Source organism: Roseibium sediminicola, assembly GCF_023156505.1.
GTDB lineage: Bacteria > Pseudomonadota > Alphaproteobacteria > Rhizobiales > Stappiaceae > Roseibium > Roseibium sediminicola.
This window is the reverse complement of sequence record NZ_JALNMJ010000019.1, coordinates 1-17617: the sequence shown is the minus strand read 5'-3', so window position 1 is coordinate 17617 and position 17617 is coordinate 1. Positions and strand designations below refer to the sequence as shown.

The following is a 17617-nucleotide window of genomic DNA, read 5'->3' as shown; positions in this document are numbered from 1 at the left end:
TCAGCTCTCCAACGGGTTCAGGGCCGGGATCGGGCCGTAGGAACGGGGTGCGTCCTTGAAGATCGCCGCCGGGGCGGGAAAGGAAACCTTGCCGTTCGGACTGTCGACCGTGACCCGTCGCAGATGCGGATGGGCCGACAGGCCTGCCATGTCGTTGACGGTGGCCAGCGCGATGCCGGCTTCGCTCAAGCGCTCGATCGCATTTGCTGCGTCCAGCCGCGCAAAGGCCTCGGCAACGGTGCCGTCGGTTTCCGCCCGGTTGGTAACGCGGGCGACATTGGTGGCAAAGCGCGGATCGGTGCCAAGCTCCGGCCGGCCGATGAAGTCGCTGCAAAGCACACGCCACTCCCGGTCGCTCTGGATGGAGATCAGGATCGGCGTGCCGTCCTTGGCGGTGAAGACGCCATAGGGCGAAATCGACGGGTGGGCGAGGCCGATGCGTTTCGGCGTGTGCCCGCCCTCATGGTTGAGCAGCGGCACGGTCAGCCAGTCTGCGAGCACATCGAACATGGAGATCGAGATCTGTGCGCCCCTGCCGGTGATGCCGCGCTGGATCAGGGCTTCCAGGATCGCGGAATAGGCGGTGGCGCCGGTGGCGATGTCGACCACCGAAATGCCGACCCGGGACGGTTCGTTCGGCCCGCCGGTGATCGAGCAGAGGCCGGTTTCGGCCTGGATCAGCAGGTCATAGGCCTTGCGGTCCGCCATCGGGCCGCTCTCGCCGAAGCCGCTGATGGAACAGGTGATCAGGCGCGGGTGCTTTTCGGCAAGCTTCTCGGGATCGAAACCGAGCCGGCCAAGGGCGCCGGGCTTCAGGTTCTGGATCAGGACGTCGGCCTCGGCGATCAGGTCGCCGAGCGCTGCCTTACCCCGGTCCGAGGTGAGATCCAGCGTGATGCTGTCCTTTCCCCGATTGAGCCAGACGAAATAGCTCGACTGGCCTTTCGCGACATCGTCATAGCCGCGGGCGAAATCGCCCTCGGGCCGTTCGATCTTGGTCACCTGCGCGCCGGCATCGGCAAGGCGCGAGGAGGCGAAGGGAGCGGCAACCGCCTGTTCAACTGCAACGACCTTCAGGCCTTCAAGGGGCAGCACCATCAGAACGACCTCGGCAGGCCGAGCACATGCTCGGCGACATAGGAGAGGATCAGATTGGTCGAGATCGGCGCGACCTGGTAGAGCCGTGTCTCGCGGAACTTGCGCTCGATGTCGTATTCGGCGGCAAAGCCGAAACCGCCATGGAACTGCAGGCAGGCATTGGCGGCCTCCCAGCTGGCCTTGGCCGCCAGGTACTTGGCCATGTTGGCCTCCGTGCCGCAAGGCGCGCCAGTGTCATAAAGCGCGCAGGCCTTGTAGCGCATCAGGTTGGCGGCCTCGATCTCGATAAAAGCCTCGGCAATCGGGAACTGCACCCCCTGGTTCTGGCCGATCGGGCGGCCGAAGACCTCGCGTTCGCGCACGTAATTCGTGACCTTGTCGGTGAACCAGTAGCCGTCGCCAATGCATTCGGCGGCGATCAGGGTGCGCTCGGCATTGAGCCCAGTGAGGATATATTTGAAACCCTTGCCTTCCTCGCCGATCAGGTTCTCCTCCGGGATCTCCAGATTGTCGAAGAAGAGTTCGTTGGTCTCGTGATTGACCATGTTGGGGATCGGCCGCACCTCCATGCCGGACTGCATGGCTTGCTTGATGTCGACTAGAAAGATCGACAGGCCTTCGGATTTCTTCTGAACGTCCTTCAGCGGCGTGGTGCGGGCCAGCAGGATCATCAGGTCGGAATGCTGCACCCGGCTGATCCAGACCTTCTGGCCGTTGATCACATAGCGGCCATCCTTCTTCACCGCCGTGGTCTTGATCTTGGTGGTGTCCGTGCCGGTGGTCGGCTCGGTCACGCCCATCGACTGCAGGCGCAAGTCTCCGGCGGCGATCTTCGGCAGGTATTTCCCGCGCTGCGCCTCGGAGCCGTGCCGGACCAGGGTGGTCATGTTGTACATCTGGCCATGGCAGGCGCCGGAATTGCCGCCGGCCCGGTTGATTTCCTCCATGATCACCGAGGCCTCGGTCAGGCCGAGACCCGAGCCGCCATAGGCTTCCGGGATCAGCGCGGCCATCCAGCCTTCCCGGGTGAGGGCGGAGACGAAGTCTTCCGGATAGGCTCGGGCCTCGTCGATCTTGCGGTGATAGTCGGCGGGAAACTGGGCGCAAAGGGCCCGGATGCCGTCGCGGATGTCCTGATACGTGTCTGGCTGGGCGGTCATGGTGGCTTCTTGCTGGAACCGGAATGAGCGCAGTTAAGCCCCGGTGTGGGCATTAAACAAATATATGTTTTGGATATTTGCCATACCGAAATTATATGGAAATGGGATTTCGCTCCAGAGGCTCACATGGACATCAGGCAACTGCGCTATTTCCTCGAAATCGTCGAGCAGGGTTCGCTCACCCGGGCAGCCGAGCGGCTTCATGTGGCCCAGCCGGCCTTGTCGCTGCATGTGAAGACGATGGAGGAGCAGCTCGGAACGCGGTTGCTCCTGCGCGGCCGATCCGGTGTCCGGCCGACAGAGGCGGGCGAGCTGCTCTTGCGCCGTGCACGCGGCATTCTCGACGATCTGGCGCGCACCGAGGACGACATCCGCAACCTGGAGAGCGATCCGTCCGGCATCGTTCGGCTCGGGTTTCCGGGCACGATCAGCGCCATGGTGTCGCTGCCGCTGATCCTGGCGGCGCGTGAGCGTTATCCGCGGATCACGCTCAACATCACCGAGGCGATGAGCGGTTTCATCGGCGAGTGGCTGTCTGAGGGCAAGATCGACCTTGCCGTGCTCTACAGCCGGTCCCGTGACCCGAATATCCTGTCGGACCTGCTGCTGGAGGAAGAACTGGTGGTTCTGTGGCCGGGCGGCAGCGCACCACCGGAGACGCTTGATCTGGCAGCATTAAAAGGCGAACCGATGGTCCTGCCCAGCAGCGCCCATGGCCTGCGGGTTCTGATCGACCAAACCTGTCAGGGGCTGGGTTTCGCGCCCGAGATCGCCATGGAAATCGACTCCTTCAACAACATCAAGCGCCTGGTCGCCGCCGGTTTCGGTCCGTCGATCCTGCCGTTCTACGCGGCGGAGGAGGAGGTTGCCTCGGGCACGCTCACCGTCAGCCACATCGCCGCGCCCGGCCTGTGGCGCGGCGCCCACCTGGTGTCCCGCGCTGGCCGGCCGGTGCCCAGGGCACAGGCGGCTGTCCGGGATCTCCTCAAGGAAGTGATCATCGGCCTGCGCGACACAGGTGAGTGGGCAGCGGCACGGGTGCCGGAGCTATGCCCCACACACTGAGGTCATCCCCGACTTGATCGGGGACCCAATCCACTTCCCCGCAAGTGGTAGCTCGGGACAGTGAGCAGGCCTTCACAACGCATCGCAAACCAACAAAAACTCTGGAAACGAATGGATCCCCGATCAAGTCGAGGATGACCCGGAGAGAGGAAAGCGCGTCGGAAAACCAGACCGATTGTGACTACCGCAAATTTCCTGAACCACCTTGGAGCACATTCAGTTGTTTGAAACCGCTGTCTGTCTGCTCCGCCGCCCTCTGCCTCAGGATCCAGTCGCGCACGGCGCGGGAATTGTCGTCCAGGTCCCTGTCCTTTGGCCAGACGACGTAATAGCCGTTGCCGGTCCGGAAGGTGTGGCCGGTGACCTTTTGCAAGCGGCCATTGTCGATGAAGGCCTCGACCAGATGGCGCCAGCCGAGGGCGATGGCGTCGCCGTCGAGGGCCATCTGGACCACGGCGACATATTCATTGGCGCGTGAGCCGCGTACCTTGTCGGCACCGGCAACACCGGCCGAACGCAGCCAGTCCTTCCAGGTCGCGGCATAGCGATATGGTTCGTCGAGATGGGCAAGGTGATGGTCGAGCAGGTCCCGGGGCTTTTCGGGTGTGCCGTGTTTTTGCAAGTAGGCAGGGGAGGCGACGGCGATGATCTCCTCCGTGTCGAAGCGGTCGCAGGCATAGCCAGGCCAGTCCTTCGGCCGGCCGCCCCTGATGCCAAGCGGGATGTTCTCGGCAACAATATCCAGATCACGGTCTGCGGTGTGCAGGCGCAGCTCGATATCGGCCAGATCCGTGCGCAGCAGCTGCAGGCGCGGGGCGATCCACAAGGTGGCGAAGGCGGTGGAGACCGAAACGGTGACGACATCGTCCGCCGGCTTTGTCCGGACCGCGTTGACGCCGTCGGCCAGGAGGTAGAGCCCGCGCGTCACTTCCGCGTGCAGCCGGTCGCCGGCGCTCGTCAGGCGGACCTCCCGGTGGCCGCGCTGGAACAGCGGCTGGCCGACTTCTTCTTCCAGAGCCTTGATCGAATAGGAGACGGCGGACTGGGTCATGCCCAGTTCCTCGCCGGCCCGGGTAAAGGAACCGAGGCGTCCGGCGGCTTCGAAAGCGATCAGGCCCCGGAAAGACGGCAGCAGTCTGCGCAGGTTTGTCATGAACAAATCTTATGTGAAGCATGACAATTTTCAAGCGTCACAAAGCGAAAACGCACGTCTAGCATCAATTCAAGATATGCTTCTGGGAGGATGTTATGGCCGCGGTTTCAGATGTTGCCAGCCGGGAAGAGGTGAACGAGGCGGCGCGGGGCGGGCGCAGCGGTGGACGTGCCGGACGCCGGGCCAAGCGTTCAGTGAGCGTCGCGCCGGTCGGCATTCCCTATATCGTGCGGCAGCTGCCGCCCCACAACATCCTTTCCGAGGAAAGCCTCGTGCGCATTGAGGCAACGGCGGAAACGCTGCTTGCCGAGATCGGCATCGAGTTCCGCGACGATCCGGAATGCCTGGCGCTCTGGAAAGGGGCGGGCGCGGAGCTGGACGGCGTCCGGGTCCGGTTTCCCAAGGGCCTGATCCCCGAGCTTTTGAAAACGGCGCCAAGACGCTTCACCCAGCATGCGCGCAATCCCGCCAACAGCGTCGAGATCGGCGGCGACAACGTGGTCTTCGCGCCCGCCTATGGCAGTCCGTTCGTGATGGATCTCGACGAGGGGCGGCGCTACGGAACCATCGAGGACTTCCGCAACTTCATCAAGCTGGCCCAGTCCTCGCCCTGGCTGCATCATTCAGGCGGCACGATCTGCGAGCCGGTCGATGTGCCGGTCAACAAGCGCCATCTCGACATGGTTCTCGCCCATGTCACCTTGTCGGACCGGCCGTTCCTGGGCTCGGTGACCGCGCGGGAGCGGGCGGAAGATTCCATCGAGATGGCCCGGATAGTGTTCGGCTCGGAGTATGTCGAAAACAACTGCGTCATCATGGGCAATCTCAATGTCAATTCGCCGCTGGTCTGGGACGGAACCATGACCAGTGTCCTGCGCGCCTATGCGGCGGCCAACCAGGGCAATGTGCTGGTGCCATTCATTCTGGGCGGCGCCATGGGGCCGGTAACGACGGCCGGCGCGATCGCCCAGGCCCATGCGGAAACGCTGGCGGGCTGCGCCCTGACCCAGCTGGTGCGGCCCGGCGCGCCGGTGATCTACGGCAATTTCCTGTCCTCTATGAGCCTGCGCTCCGGCTCGCCGACCTTCGGCACGCCGGAACCGGCGGCAGGCTCGCTGGTGGTCGGTCAGCTGGCCCGAAGGGCAGGACTGCCGCTGCGCTGCGCCGGCAATTTCACCACGTCGAAGCTGCCGGACGCACAGGCGATGAACGAGGGCACCATGTCGATGCTCTCGGCGATCCATTGCGGCGCCAATTTCATCCTGCATTCCGCCGGTTTCCTCGATGGCCTGCTGTCGATGTCCTATGAAAAATTCATGATGGACGCGGATTTCTGCGGTGCGCTGCACACCTATCTCGGCAGTGTCGTCGTCGATGACAACACGCTGGCGCTCGACGCATTCAGGGAAGTCGGACCCGGCAATCATTTCTTCGGCTGTGAGCATACCTTGCGCAATTACGAGACCGCGTTTTTCGACGCGGCCGCCGCCGACAACACGCCGTTCGAGACCTGGGAGGAAAACGGTTCGGTCGATGCGGCAACGCGCGCCAACAAGGCCTGGAAGGAGACGCTTGCCGCTTATGAGGCACCGCCGCTGGAGACCGGCCTTGCCGAGCAGCTGGCGGATTTTGTGGCCACCAGAAAATCCTCCATGGAAGACCGCTGGTACTGAGGCTCAATATGAAAATCACCAATATCCGCGTGACCCATGTCAACGTGCCGTTCGATGCGCCGTTCTGGTGGACCGGTGGGCTTTATCCGGGCGCCTCCAAGTCGATCGTCGAGGTGGAAACCGATGAAGGTGTCGTCGGCCTCGGCGAGGCGCCCTGGTATCATTTCGGCGAGGTTATCAAGGCCGAGATTGCTCCGGCACTGATCGGCGCGGATCCGCTGGACCTGGCCGATTGCGAGGCGCGTTGCGTACCGCCCTGGCAGATCACCGCCAATACGGGCGAGGGCGCGGCCTCGGTCGCCTTCGGTGCGGTAGAACTGGCGCTCTGGGACATCAAGGGCAAGGTCTTTAACCTGCCGCTCTACAAGCTGCTCGGCGGCGCCGTGCGCAAGGATATCAGGTTCTCCGAGTATTTTTCGTTCCGGCCGGAGCATAAGGGCGCCGGCGGGGAAATGTGCCCGGAGGCGATCCGAGACTATTGCCTGAGGATGCGCGACGAGCACGGATCCAGCATCTTCGAGGGCAAACTGATCCAGGGCGATCCGGAGCTTGAAATCCGGACGGTCCGGATGCTGCGCGAGGCGCTGGGCGAGAAGGCCCAGATCAAGCTCGACAGCAACATGCAATATTCGCTGACGACGGCGCGCTGGCTGCTCAGGGAACTGGAGCCCTTCAACATCCGCAACTACGAGGACCCAGTCGCCACCTTCGAGGAAATGGCGGCCCTGCGCCAGCACAGCCTGATACCGTTCTCGACCCATGTGCCGGACCTGAAACGGGCCGTCGCGCTGGGCGCGCCGGACAATTTTGTCTGCAATTTCGCCGCCCTTGGCGGGATCTCCAGAAGCCTGAAATTCATCGCCGCCTGCGAGGTGATGGGCAAGGGATTCTGGTGTTATTCCAACGATCTCGGCATCATGACCGCCGCTTACCTGCATGTCTCGGCGGCGACCCCGCTGATCTCGGAGGCCTCGCAATCGCTGTTCCGCTGGCAGATCGGCGATGTCATCCGCGGCGGACCGTTCCGGCAGATCAACGACGTCGTCCGCGTGCCGGAAGGACCGGGTCTCGGGGTTGAACTCGACCCGGACGCCATGCGGCGCTGGGCGGTCCTGTTCGAGGACGAGGGCCCGATGAGCCACTTCTTCGACCCGGCCCGGCCGACCCATCACCGGACACTGCCGCTGCACTGACACAATGCGGAGCGGCTGCGGTTCCGAACCGGTCTGCCTCACTTTTACGCAATAGCTCCGGAACGGCTGGTCCGCCCGTGCATTTCATTCTAGGGTCCTGGCCCTGGCGTTCGTCGCAACCAGGATTTGCGACTGAAAGGGAGAATGGATTGGCACAGTTTGGGTCCGGTTTCTGTCGAGCAGACCTGTCGCGGGCGATGAGCGGGGCGGGTCGATGATCGATCCTGTCCTTTTGACGTCGCCGCGCATTTCAACGTTCCAGGGACAGAACCTGCTGACCACGGCCAGCAGCTTCTTCTTCGAGCGCGACGAGCGCCTGTTTCTGGTGACCAGCCGGCACGTGATGATCGACACGGCAAGCCAGCATTATCCGGACCGGATCGAGATCGAGCTGCACAGCGACCCGGACAATCTGGCGGCAGCGGTGAACCTGTCCATTCCGCTTTACCAGAACGGCGAAAGCCTGTGGCGGCAGGGAACGGATGCCGCGGGCGAAATCGATGTCGCGTTGATCGAGATCGACCGCTCCGTTTTGCCGGAGACGATCACCTACCGGGCCTTCAGCCCGCAGCACCTGTGCGACCCGAAGGATCACGTCGAGATCGGCAGTTCGATCCTGGTTGTGGGCTTCCCGCTCGGCTTTCATGACACGCTGCACCACATGCCGGTCGTCCGGCATGCCGTGGTTGCCTCGTCCTTCGGTTTCCGGTTCCAGGGCCTGGGATACTTCCTGACCGACGCGCGGACCCATCGGGGCACCAGCGGAGCGCCGGTGGTCCTGAGGGCGCGCGAACTGGAGGGCTTGCCGGGAGACCTTCCCTGGAAACTGCTTGGGGTGCATTCCGCGCGTCTTGACGTTGGCACGCGCGACATGGTGCTGGACGAAGCACTCGGTCTCAATTGCGCCTGGTTTGCCGACATTCTGCTGACGCTGACCGCGGACTGAACAGCTGCTAGAGCGTTTCACGGTTAGATTGAAGCGTTCCGTTTGTCGTCCGGCGAGACGAATGCGCGGAGGGTCGTGAAACCCATAGCGGGGCTATGGGTGAGTGGCACGACAAAGCAGACGTCCGCCGGACGTGAACCCGAAGGGCCGGGCCGGTTTGGTCCAATGCCGTCGGTCTTTGTCTCGACCGTGCAGCCAGCACGGCCTTCGACAAAGCCCTTGGCCTTGAACCAAACCGACCTCGGCAGAAGGCTTCAATCTAACCGTGAAACGCTCTAACCCGTCAGGCTGGCTGGAACCGGTAGTGGCTGGTGATCTTGAAATCGAACAGACGGTCCTCGAGCCGCGTGCCGGCGCCGATATTGTGCACCAGCATCGGCCGCTCGCCGTCGGCGGAGCGCCGGTGGGTGACGATGGCGATATGGGGCAGGTTGCCGGGCAGCATCTGCGAGACCAGATCGCCCGGCACATAATCGCCCGCACGGTCGCTGACGGGCAGGGCCGCGTTTCGGCGCTCGAAGAAGGTCTGCAGGTTGGGCACGCGCCGGTGATCGATGTTGCGGTCCGGCCCTTTCAGGCCCCAGATTTTCGGATAGCGGGAAAAATGCGCCTTCATGTCGGCATTGACTTCCCTTTGCAGGTCGAAACCGAAGGCGTCCCGGTAGGCGCGAACGATCACATCCGTGCACACTCCACGTTCCCGCGGCACATCGCCGTTCGGAAAGCCGAGGCCGGTATAGGCGGGATCGTAGATCAGGGTGACGCCGATCTGGCTCTCCGCCGCGCTGATCAGTTTCTCCGCCCAGGGCTGCGGTGTTTGCCAGACCTTCTCGGCAGAGGCGGCCCGGACCAACGGGAGCGATGCCGCCACAAGGCCGGTTCCAAATAGAAAACTGCGTCGGTCCATGTCGTCCTCCTGAGCCATCGCATAGCGCCTCATTGGGACGGCATCAGGGCAGGTGGCTGCCGTTTGTTGGCACGGGTGCCAAGTGGCTTCAGCAATTTATAAGCGTAGGATTTCGCCGATTTGTTTTTGAAAATTTAATCAGATGGACTTTTACTGATGGCAAAAGGCGTGTGTGTTGATGAATCTCGTTAAAATACTGTCAAAACTGACAATATTTTATTGTGTATTTCTGTTGGCGGGGCCAGCTTCCGCACAGCAACGCCTGCTCTATGAGCAAGCCGTCTCAAATCACAGCGCCACCATTCTTCTTGTCGACCCGGATACGGGCGCCATTCTCGACGCCAACAAGGCGGCGCAGGCCTTTTACGGTTATGACTGGGCGACGTTCCGCGGCATGGCGATCCAGGACATCAACCAGCTGACGCCGGAACAGGTGCTGGCGGAGCGCCAACTGGCGAAATCGGAAAACCGGAACTTCTTCATTTTCAGGCACAGACTGGCCGATGGATCGGTGAAGACCGTGGAGGTGCATTCCACACCGGTCGACTATCTCGGCAGGACGGCGCTGATGTCGATCATTCACGACATTTCCGCCGACAGCGAGCGCAAGGAGGAGCTGTGGCACTACAAGAACCGTCTCGAGGAGATGGTCGATTTGAAGAGCGCGGAACTTGCCTCCGCCAACCAGGCCATGAACCGCTGGATGCTGGCACTGGTGATCACGCTTGGCCTATCGCTGGTGGCCTTGACCCTGATGCTCCTGGAGCGGAACGCAGCGCACCGGCAGCTGCGCTCCTCAGAACAGCGCCTGCGCGAGATCATTTTCGGAACCAATGTCGGCACCTGGGAGTGGAACGTCCAGACCGGCGATGCAATCTACAACGAGCGCTGGGCCGAGATCATCGGCTACTCCCTGGCCGAGCTTTCCCCGACAAGCACGAAAACCTGGGAGAGCCTGGCGCATCCGGATGACGTCAAGCGGTCTCAGCAGAAGCTGCAGGAAGTGTTCGAGGGCCGCAAGGAAGCCTACGATTGCGAAATCCGCATGCGCCACAAGGACGGCCGCTGGATCTGGGTGCTCGACCGGGGCAGGGTGGTCGAGTGGACCAAGGACGGCAAGCCGCTCCGGATGTCGGGCACCCATGCGGACATCACCCAGCTGAAACAGACCGAGGAAGAGGTCCGGCGTCTGGCCATGACCGATTATCTGACCGGTCTGTCCAACCGGGCCCATTTCAGCGAGAGCCTTGAGGAAAATGTCCGCATCGCCAGGCGGGACAAACGCAAATTCGCGCTGATGATGCTGGATCTCAACACGTTCAAGCCGGTCAATGACAGCCACGGTCACCCGGTGGGCGATGCCCTTTTGAAATCCGTGGCCGAAACCATCAAGAAATGCACCCGCGACGGCGACATCGTCACCCGGATCGGCGGCGACGAATTTGCCGTCATCATCGGCGATTATTGCGGCGAGGACGATGTCCTGAGCTGCGCGGGGCGCATCTATCGCGAGATTTCCAAACCGACAGAGATCCAGGGCAACACGATTGCGATCACCGTCAGCATCGGGATTTCCTATTTCCCCGATGACGCCGACACCGCCGCCGACCTGATCAAATGCGCCGACCAGGCCATGTATCAGGCCAAGAAGAGCGGCTCCAACGTCCTGACCTACAAGACCTTCCGCATGCGGGCAGCGAGCTGAAGCGCGGACCGGGTCAAGACTTCGTCAGCATCTTTTTCGAGCGCTTTCAGCTTTGGCAACCCTTGCGGGTTTCCGGTTGGCTGTGTCATGATTTCCGCTACATCAAGAAAAGTCCGGCGGCTCAGGTGCCGCCCATCGCCTTGTGCCGAAGACTGCGTACGTCTCCATTCGAGTATCCGGGAGCGATGTCATGACCCTCAGAATAGAAGTTGTCAGCATAGCCTACACCGGTGGCGACATCGGCGATGACATCCGGGCCAGTTTCAAGGTAAACGGAAGCGTCGCCCAGAAGGACTTCAAGCTGGCCAAGGGCAAGACCTGGACACCGCCGATCCGCTGGATCCTGCTGAACGATACAAAGTCGCCGACCGCCGCCGGCGCCACCCAGAATGTCCTGATCACGATCACCGAGCGCGACGCGTTCATCAATGATGTAGGCAGCAGCACCTTTACCTTCACGGTGCCCAAGCACAGTTTCCGTGAGAAGACCTTCACGCACACCGTCACCGTCACGGAAGACAGCACCACGGCGACCTTCACCGTGACCTTCAAGATCCGCTGCATTCACCTGCTGTTCGAGACCCTGTGGGCGAACCACCCAACCACCCGGGGCAACAACGATCCCTGCCAGACCGGGGGAAAGTCCAACTACGACAATCAATGCGCCATCCGCATGGGACTGACGCTGGAACGGTCCAGCGTCTCCCTGTCGGGTTTCAACGGCGCCCACTGCTGGCACGGCCACGGGAGGGAGCATGTGCTGCGGGTCGAGGAGTTGATCGCCTGGCTGCAAAGCCAGACCACCAGGCTCGGCACGCCGGTGACCCACACGTCCGTCACCAGCGCCGATTTCGCCAACAAGCTCGGCATTGCCGCCTTCATCAACTTCTGGGGAACAGGCAATCAGGGCGACCACATCGACCTCTGGAACGGCAAGATCGTGCGCAAGGGCGATCCCAACTATTTCCAGAGATCGGAACGTGTGGTGTTCTGGCAATTATGAAACATGTCGTGCTCTTGGCGGTCCCGGCCCTCCTGATGGCGGCCGCCCTTGTCTATCTTCTGCCATCGGACAGTCCTGAGCGCAGCCAGGCGGAGGCAAGGATCGAAATTGACGGCTTCCGGTTGACGCTGGCCGCCCGGGAAGGCACCTGCCATCTTGATTTCAGCAAGGAACAGGACACCGGCTCCGTACCGCTCCGTGTGGAGCCGCCGTGCCGCTTCATGCGCGCTGACGGCGGCGGGGTGCTGTTTTCGGCCGAGGACGGACGGCGGCTGGTCGCAATTGTCGGCGGAACGCCCGAGGACGACCCTATCGACCCGCTGACCCGCCGCGCCGATTGCGGCACCGCCATTGCCGGGGTGGAACTGTCGGGCGGCAGCTTCACCGCCACCTCCTATCTCATCGGCCCCGGCGTCTATTGCGCGCTGATGGGCCTGGAAGGCCGCGAGATCTGGCTGCTGCTGAACGGCTAGGGACAATCGTATCTTTCAGCCAAGCCACACCTATCGGTGTCGCCCCAGGCGAACGAAGGGAGACCCGGGGCCTACTCGTTTGCAGAGAGCTGGAGTGAAGGCACCTTCGAGGACACCCAAATGCTTTGGCAAGCGGGTCGGCGAGTGGGTCCCGGCTCGCGCTGCGCTTGGCCGGGATGACACCGAGGGGGACGTCTTTGACACAGCTTTGGCGAGGAGGTGCATACGGCAGATCTTGCGCCCTTCTCCCTCCTTGGGGGGGAGATGTCTCCGCCAGGAGACAGAGGGGGGTATCAACCTATCGAAATCATGCAGCGTTTCAGAATTGGGGGCAACCGTTTCACCCCCCCTCTGTCCGGTTCCCGGACATCTCCCCCGCAAGGAGGGAGAGGGGCGCAAGCCGCAAGGCCTGAGATTGAGTATGGGGCTGCTTGAAAACGGCTTGCTAGACCCAGCCCTCCAGCTCCCGCGAAAAGGCCCAAAGATCGCCGAATTTGGCGGTGACCCAGTCCGGATTGTAATAGGTGTCGAGATAGCGCTGGCCGCTGTCGCACATCACCGTGACGATCGAGCCTGTCTCGCCGCGTTCGATCATTTCCCGGGCGATCTTGAGTGTGCCCCACAGGTTGGTGCCCGTGGAGGGGCCGGCCTTGCGGCCGACCAGCTTTTCCAGAAACAGCATGGTGGCGACGCTGGCTGCGTCCGGCACCTTGATCATCCGGTCGATGACATCCGGCAGGAAGGAATGTTCCACTTCCGGCCGGCCGATGCCCTCGATGCGGCTGGAGCAATTTGCGGTAAGGGTTCGGTCGCCGGTCTTGAAGGCGTCGTAGAAGACCGAATTTTCCGGATCGACCACGGTCAGCTCCGTGTCGTGGCCGCGATAGCGGATGAAGCGGCCGAGCGTTGCCGAGGTGCCGCCGGTGCCCGCGCTCATCACCAGCATCCTGGGGACCGGATGCGGCTCAAAGGCCATCTGCTCGAAGATGCTTTCGGCGATATTGTTGTTGCCGCGCCAGTCGGTCGCCCGCTCCGCATAGGTGAACTGGTCCATGAAATGACCGTTCATCTCGGCCGCCAGCGCCTCGGCGGCGTCATGCATTTCCGGCGCGGAGCCGACATAATGCGGTTCGCCGCCATAAAGCCGGATCAGCTCGATCTTGCTCAACGCGGTCGATTGCGGCACCACGGCAATGAAGGGAACGCCGATCATCTGGGCAAAATAGGCTTCCGACACCGCCGTGCTGCCCGAGGACGCCTCGATCACCGGCGTGCCTTCGCGGATCTTGCCGTTGCACAGCGCATAGAGAAACAGCGAACGGGCGAGCCGGTGTTTCAAACTGCCGGTCGGATGGGTGCTCTCGTCCTTCAGATAGATGTCGACACCACCCGTCTCGATGCCGTGCAGCTTGAACAGATGCGTGTCGGCGGATCGGTGCGCGTCCGCGTTGATTTTGGCGATCGCGCCCTGCACCCATTTGTCCATCTGTCTCTCCCGGAATCCTCTTTTCAGGAAGAGTGGCCCTAAAGAGGGATGCCCGCAATATGGGCGATCAGTTCCAGGCTGTTGCGGGCGCTGAATTTTTTCATCAAGCGCGCCCGGTGGACCTCGACCGTGCGCGGCGACAGATCCAGGAGCCGCGCGATTTCCTTGGTGGTATTGCCTTCGGCAAGCAGCTTGGCCACCTGCCTTTCGCGCAGGCTCATCTCGGCGAGCGGCCGGTCCTCGGAAATGTCGGCAAAGCTCCACACCGCCCGGGCAAAGGGCGCTTCGGGGTCGAGCGACTGGCCGCGCACCCGGCACCAGAACAACTCGCCGCATTTGCGGCGCATGATGCGCTCGTCACGGTAGCGGCCGACGCCGCGCATGATTTCCTGGCCGATCCGGCCGATGCGCTGGAACTCTTCCGAAGACGGGTAAAGCATCGACAGCGACGCGCCGGTCAGCGCCTCCTCGGAGAAACCGAACATCTCCGCAAGCCGCGGATTGCAGCGCCTGATATCCCGGTTTTCGGTGAAGGCCAGCCCGATGGGGGCATTGTCGAAGGCCAGCGCGGCGAGGTCGTCCATTTTGTTTCCGTTACGTGTTTTGCCGGAATATCCCGGCCAAGGTCCGGGATAGTATCTGAATGGGCGCAGATCGGTCCCTGTTTTCAATATACTGAAAACAGCCAAAAGGGGATTGATCCAAAGAGATCGGTTGTGCGCGCGACTGCGCCCGAGGCGGCCTGGAGGAGGCTTGCGCGGGTTAAAGGGCGGGAAACCTTGCATCGCCGCACCCCTCTCATCCTGGGGAGCCGTTCGCCCGTATTCCGTGCCTTGCCCGCGGCAGCAGCGTGCGAGGTCCTCATGTGCGTAAGGTCTCGGGCCGTCTGTCCGGAACGCGCGGCCTGAGCGGGGCAGGGCTTCTGACTGCTCCCCAGGATGAGGCTTTTGTAAGGTCCCGGCTCGCCCGGAACCGCCGTGTGGGAGGAAGACATGAACCCGGCCGAATGGCTTACAAGGACCGCGTCCAGAACGCCAGAGGCGCCGGCGCTATTGGAGGGCACCGAGCGCCGCGCCACCTATGCCGAATTTGCCAAAAGCGCCGCGGCGATTGCCGCCGCGCTGAAGGGCCACGGCGTTGCGAAAGGCGATCGGGTGGCGCTCTTTGCCGGCAATTCCACCCGCTATCTGGAGGCGCTTTACGGCGTTTGGTGGGCGGGCGCCGCGGCCGTGCCGATCAATGCCAAGCTGCATGAACGGGAAGCCGTCTGGATGTTGGAAAATTCCGGTGCATCCTTCGTCTTCTCAGATGACAAGTCCGCCGCCGCGCTGGCACCGCTCCTGCCCGACAGCGTCGTTCTGGTCTTGCTGGAAAGCGCCGAATTCGACGCCATGCGCCTGACCGCACCGCTTGGGAGCCCCGTGCCCCTCAAGGGCGAGGATCTTGCCTGGCTGTTCTACACCTCCGGCACGACGGGCAAACCCAAGGGCGTGATGCTGACCTGCGGCAATCTTGCCTCGATGGCGCTGACCTATTTTGCCGATGTCGACGACGTCAAACCGCAGGACGCCGCGCTTTATGCCGCGCCGATGAGCCATGGCGCCGGGCTCTATAATTTCATGCATGTGATCAAGGGCGCGCGCCACGTGGTGCCGAGAAGCGGCGGCTTCGACGCGGAGGAAATCCTCTCTATCGCCCCGCTGATCGGCTCGATCTCCATGTTCGCCGCGCCGACCATGGTGCGCCGCCTGGTCGATGCCGCCAAGGCGGGCGGGGGAACCGGCAAGGGGCTCCGCACCATCGTCTATGCCGGCGGGCCGATGTATGAGGCCGATATTCTCGAAGCCGTCGAGGTGATGGGCGCGCGCTTTGTCCAGATCTACGGCCAGGGCGAATGCCCGATGGGCATCACGGCGCTCGCCCGCCACGAGGTCGCGGATCGCAGCCACAGGCGCTGGCGCGAGCGGCTGAATTCCGTCGGCACCGCCCAGTCGGTGGTGCGGGTGGCGATTGTCGATGACGCTGGCGCGGAGCTGCCGCGCGGCGCGGTCGGCGAGATCGTCGTCGAGGGTCCGACGGTGATGGCCGGCTATTGGCGCAACCCGGATGCCACCGCCGCGACGCTCAAGAACGGCTGGCTCTGGACCGGCGACATGGGCCGGATGGACGAGGACGGTTATGTCACCCTGCAGGACCGCTCCAAGGACGTGATCATTTCCGGCGGCTCCAACATCTATCCGCGCGAGGTCGAGGAGGTGCTGCTGGCCCATCCCGCCGTGCACGAATCTGCCGTAATCGGCAAGCCGGACGCCGAATGGGGCGAGGTGGTCGTTGCCTTTATCGCCTGCCATCCGGGGCAGAGCGTCACGGAAGCGGCGCTGAACGCGCTCTGCCTCGACAACATCGCCCGCTTCAAGCGGCCCAAGATCTACCGTTTCGTCAAGGATCTGCCGAAGAACAATTACGGCAAGATCCTGAAGACGGAGCTGCGCAAGGACATCCACGAGGAGGAACCGGCATGAGCGATCTCAAAGGCAAAACGGCACTTGTCACCGGCTCGGTCCAGGGCATCGGTCTCGCCGTCGCCAAAGCTCTGGGGGAAGCGGGCGCCCGCATCGCCGTTCACGGCCTCGCCACCCCTGAGGAGGCCGAGGCGGCCGTCGCCGAGGTCCGGGAAGCCGGTGCGCCGGAGGCCAAGTTTTTCGACGCCGACATGCGCGACGTCGCGGCGGTGGAACGCATGATGGCCGAGGTCGAGGCCTGGGGCGGCGCGGATATCCTGGTCAACAATGCCGGCATCCAGAAAACCGTCAGTTTCAGGGAGGCGGACGCCGCCACCTGGGACGCGATCATCGGCGTCAATCTCTCCGGCGTTTTCCACACCATGCGCCTGACCCTGCCCAAAATGGCGGAAAAAGGCTTCGGCCGGGTGATCAACATCGCCTCGGTGCACGGGCTCGTGGCCTCGATCAACAAGGCGCCCTATGTCGCCTCCAAATTCGGTGTCGTCGGCATGAGCAAGGTCGCGGCGCTGGAATATGCCGCAGAGGGCTCCAAGGCCTCCGGCGGCATCACGGTCAACTGTATCGCCCCTGGCTGGACGGAAACCGCCATCATCGAACCCCAGGTGGAGGCTCGCGCCGCGCTGTTCGACGGCGACCGTGACAAGGGGATTGCGGATCTGCTGAAGGAAAAACAGCCCTCGCTGCGGACAAGCGACCCGTCGGAAATCGGCGCGTTGGCGCTGTGGCTGTGCAATCCGATGGCCCATAACGTGACGGGGGTGACAATCCCGGTGGATGGGGGCTGGACGGCGCAGTAGGGGAGGGGGCCTGGGACGTCCGGAAAGGGCGGTGAGGAGAAGGCCAGTTTCTGGTGGCCCGCTCACCTATGTCGACATTCTTTGGGGCAATACCTGTGGTAGTTTTCGGCCCAAAGCGGCCATTGCTCACTTTCTCAACGAATGGCGGGTTATAGCATTTCGAGAAAAGTCTGAGCCGACTTTAGCTGCCTCTCGGCTCTGCCTTGAACGCAAAAGTCGGCAATGCTTGTTTCAAGCAATTCTTGAAATGCTTTAGAGCCCGATTTAAAAGTAGTTGAGTGATATCAAAGGGTTGTGATTCAACCGTCTTAGTCTAGAAGATGGAGGATCGAATGCCCTGGGATGATATCACTCGCCGACAGCATAACCGGGACCATCTGCGTTATCCAACCGATTTGATGGACCCGGAATGGGCGATTTTGGCGCCGCTGAT

Annotated in this window: 15 protein-coding genes and 1 pseudogene; 10 read left to right on the top strand and 6 right to left on the bottom strand. The window is 62.6% G+C overall.

The features are described 5' to 3' along the window. Positions 1–1095 carry a CaiB/BaiF CoA transferase family protein gene (locus M0H32_RS21970; RefSeq protein WP_248157771.1) on the bottom strand — a complete coding sequence of 365 codons (1095 nt, stop codon included), beginning with the start codon at positions 1093–1095 and terminating at the stop codon, positions 1–3. A 2-nt stretch (positions 1096–1097) separates the two neighbouring features. Further along, positions 1098–2258 carry an acyl-CoA dehydrogenase family protein gene (locus tag M0H32_RS21965; protein ID WP_248157666.1) on the bottom strand — a complete coding sequence of 387 codons (1161 nt, stop codon included), beginning with the start codon at positions 2256–2258 and terminating at the stop codon, positions 1098–1100. 126 nt (positions 2259–2384) lie between these two features. On the opposite strand from M0H32_RS21965, the gene M0H32_RS21960 reads away from it, so the two are divergent. Beyond that, positions 2385–3323, top strand: coding sequence for a LysR family transcriptional regulator (locus M0H32_RS21960; protein WP_248157665.1), 939 nt, complete (start codon positions 2385–2387; stop codon positions 3321–3323). Positions 3324–3504: 181 nt separating this feature from the next. On the opposite strand, the gene M0H32_RS21955 is transcribed toward M0H32_RS21960, so the two are convergent. Beyond that, positions 3505–4476, bottom strand: coding sequence for a LysR substrate-binding domain-containing protein (locus M0H32_RS21955; RefSeq protein WP_248157664.1), 972 nt, complete (start codon positions 4474–4476; stop codon positions 3505–3507). Between the two features lie 95 nt (positions 4477–4571). Here M0H32_RS21955 and M0H32_RS21950 point away from each other — a divergent pair, with 95 nt between their 5' ends. From M0H32_RS21950 to M0H32_RS21940, 3 genes are all read left to right on the top strand, one after another. Further along, complete coding sequence (locus M0H32_RS21950; RefSeq protein WP_248157663.1) at positions 4572–6149, top strand: trimethylamine methyltransferase family protein; 1578 nt, start codon at positions 4572–4574, stop codon at positions 6147–6149. A gap of 8 nt (positions 6150–6157) precedes the next feature. Further along, a complete protein-coding gene (locus M0H32_RS21945) occupies positions 6158–7342 on the top strand; it encodes a mandelate racemase/muconate lactonizing enzyme family protein (protein ID WP_248157662.1) in 1185 nt (394 codons plus the stop codon). A gap of 214 nt (positions 7343–7556) precedes the next feature. Beyond that, positions 7557–8288: a trypsin-like peptidase domain-containing protein gene (locus tag M0H32_RS21940; protein WP_248157661.1), complete on the top strand. Its 732-nt coding sequence runs from the start codon at positions 7557–7559 to the stop codon at positions 8286–8288. A gap of 283 nt (positions 8289–8571) precedes the next feature. Here M0H32_RS21940 and M0H32_RS21935 read toward each other — a convergent pair whose 3' ends face one another. Beyond that, positions 8572–9195, bottom strand: coding sequence for a DUF1287 domain-containing protein (locus M0H32_RS21935; protein WP_248157659.1), 624 nt, complete (start codon positions 9193–9195; stop codon positions 8572–8574). A 232-nt stretch (positions 9196–9427) separates the two neighbouring features. Between M0H32_RS21935 and M0H32_RS21930 the strand changes: the two genes are divergently transcribed. The 3 genes from M0H32_RS21930 (at position 9428) to M0H32_RS21920 (ending at position 12376) form a co-directional block, all read left to right on the top strand. Beyond that, entirely contained in the window at positions 9428–10900 is a 1473-nt protein-coding gene (locus M0H32_RS21930; protein WP_248157657.1) for a diguanylate cyclase domain-containing protein, read from the top strand. Positions 10901–11090: 190 nt separating this feature from the next. Beyond that, positions 11091–11903: a type VI secretion system amidase effector protein Tae4 gene (locus M0H32_RS21925; protein WP_248157655.1), complete on the top strand. Its 813-nt coding sequence runs from the start codon at positions 11091–11093 to the stop codon at positions 11901–11903. After that, positions 11900–12376, top strand: coding sequence for a hypothetical protein (locus tag M0H32_RS21920; RefSeq protein WP_248157653.1), 477 nt, complete (start codon positions 11900–11902; stop codon positions 12374–12376). Before M0H32_RS21925 ends, M0H32_RS21920 begins: the two co-directional genes overlap by 4 nt. A gap of 445 nt (positions 12377–12821) precedes the next feature. Here M0H32_RS21920 and M0H32_RS21915 read toward each other — a convergent pair whose 3' ends face one another. Both M0H32_RS21915 and M0H32_RS21910 read right to left on the bottom strand, forming a co-directional pair. Beyond that, positions 12822–13862 carry a PLP-dependent cysteine synthase family protein gene (locus tag M0H32_RS21915; RefSeq protein WP_248157651.1) on the bottom strand — a complete coding sequence of 347 codons (1041 nt, stop codon included), beginning with the start codon at positions 13860–13862 and terminating at the stop codon, positions 12822–12824. A 38-nt stretch (positions 13863–13900) separates the two neighbouring features. Next, complete coding sequence (locus M0H32_RS21910) at positions 13901–14446, bottom strand: LuxR C-terminal-related transcriptional regulator (protein ID WP_248157650.1); 546 nt, start codon at positions 14444–14446, stop codon at positions 13901–13903. Between the two features lie 408 nt (positions 14447–14854). Here M0H32_RS21910 and M0H32_RS21905 point away from each other — a divergent pair, with 408 nt between their 5' ends. The 3 genes and pseudogenes from M0H32_RS21905 to M0H32_RS21895 all read left to right on the top strand — a co-directional run. Continuing rightward, the gene (locus M0H32_RS21905; RefSeq protein ID WP_248157649.1) at positions 14855–16384 is read left to right on the top strand and encodes an AMP-binding protein; all 1530 of its coding nucleotides are present in this window, start codon (positions 14855–14857) and stop codon (positions 16382–16384) included. Further along, positions 16381–17184, top strand: coding sequence for an SDR family NAD(P)-dependent oxidoreductase (locus M0H32_RS21900; protein ID WP_248157648.1), 804 nt, complete (start codon positions 16381–16383; stop codon positions 17182–17184). The genes M0H32_RS21905 and M0H32_RS21900 overlap by 4 nt, the downstream gene beginning before the upstream one ends. Before the next feature lie 332 nt (positions 17185–17516). Beyond that, positions 17517–17617, top strand: a pseudogene (locus tag M0H32_RS21895) (IS5/IS1182 family transposase); the annotation flags it as partial.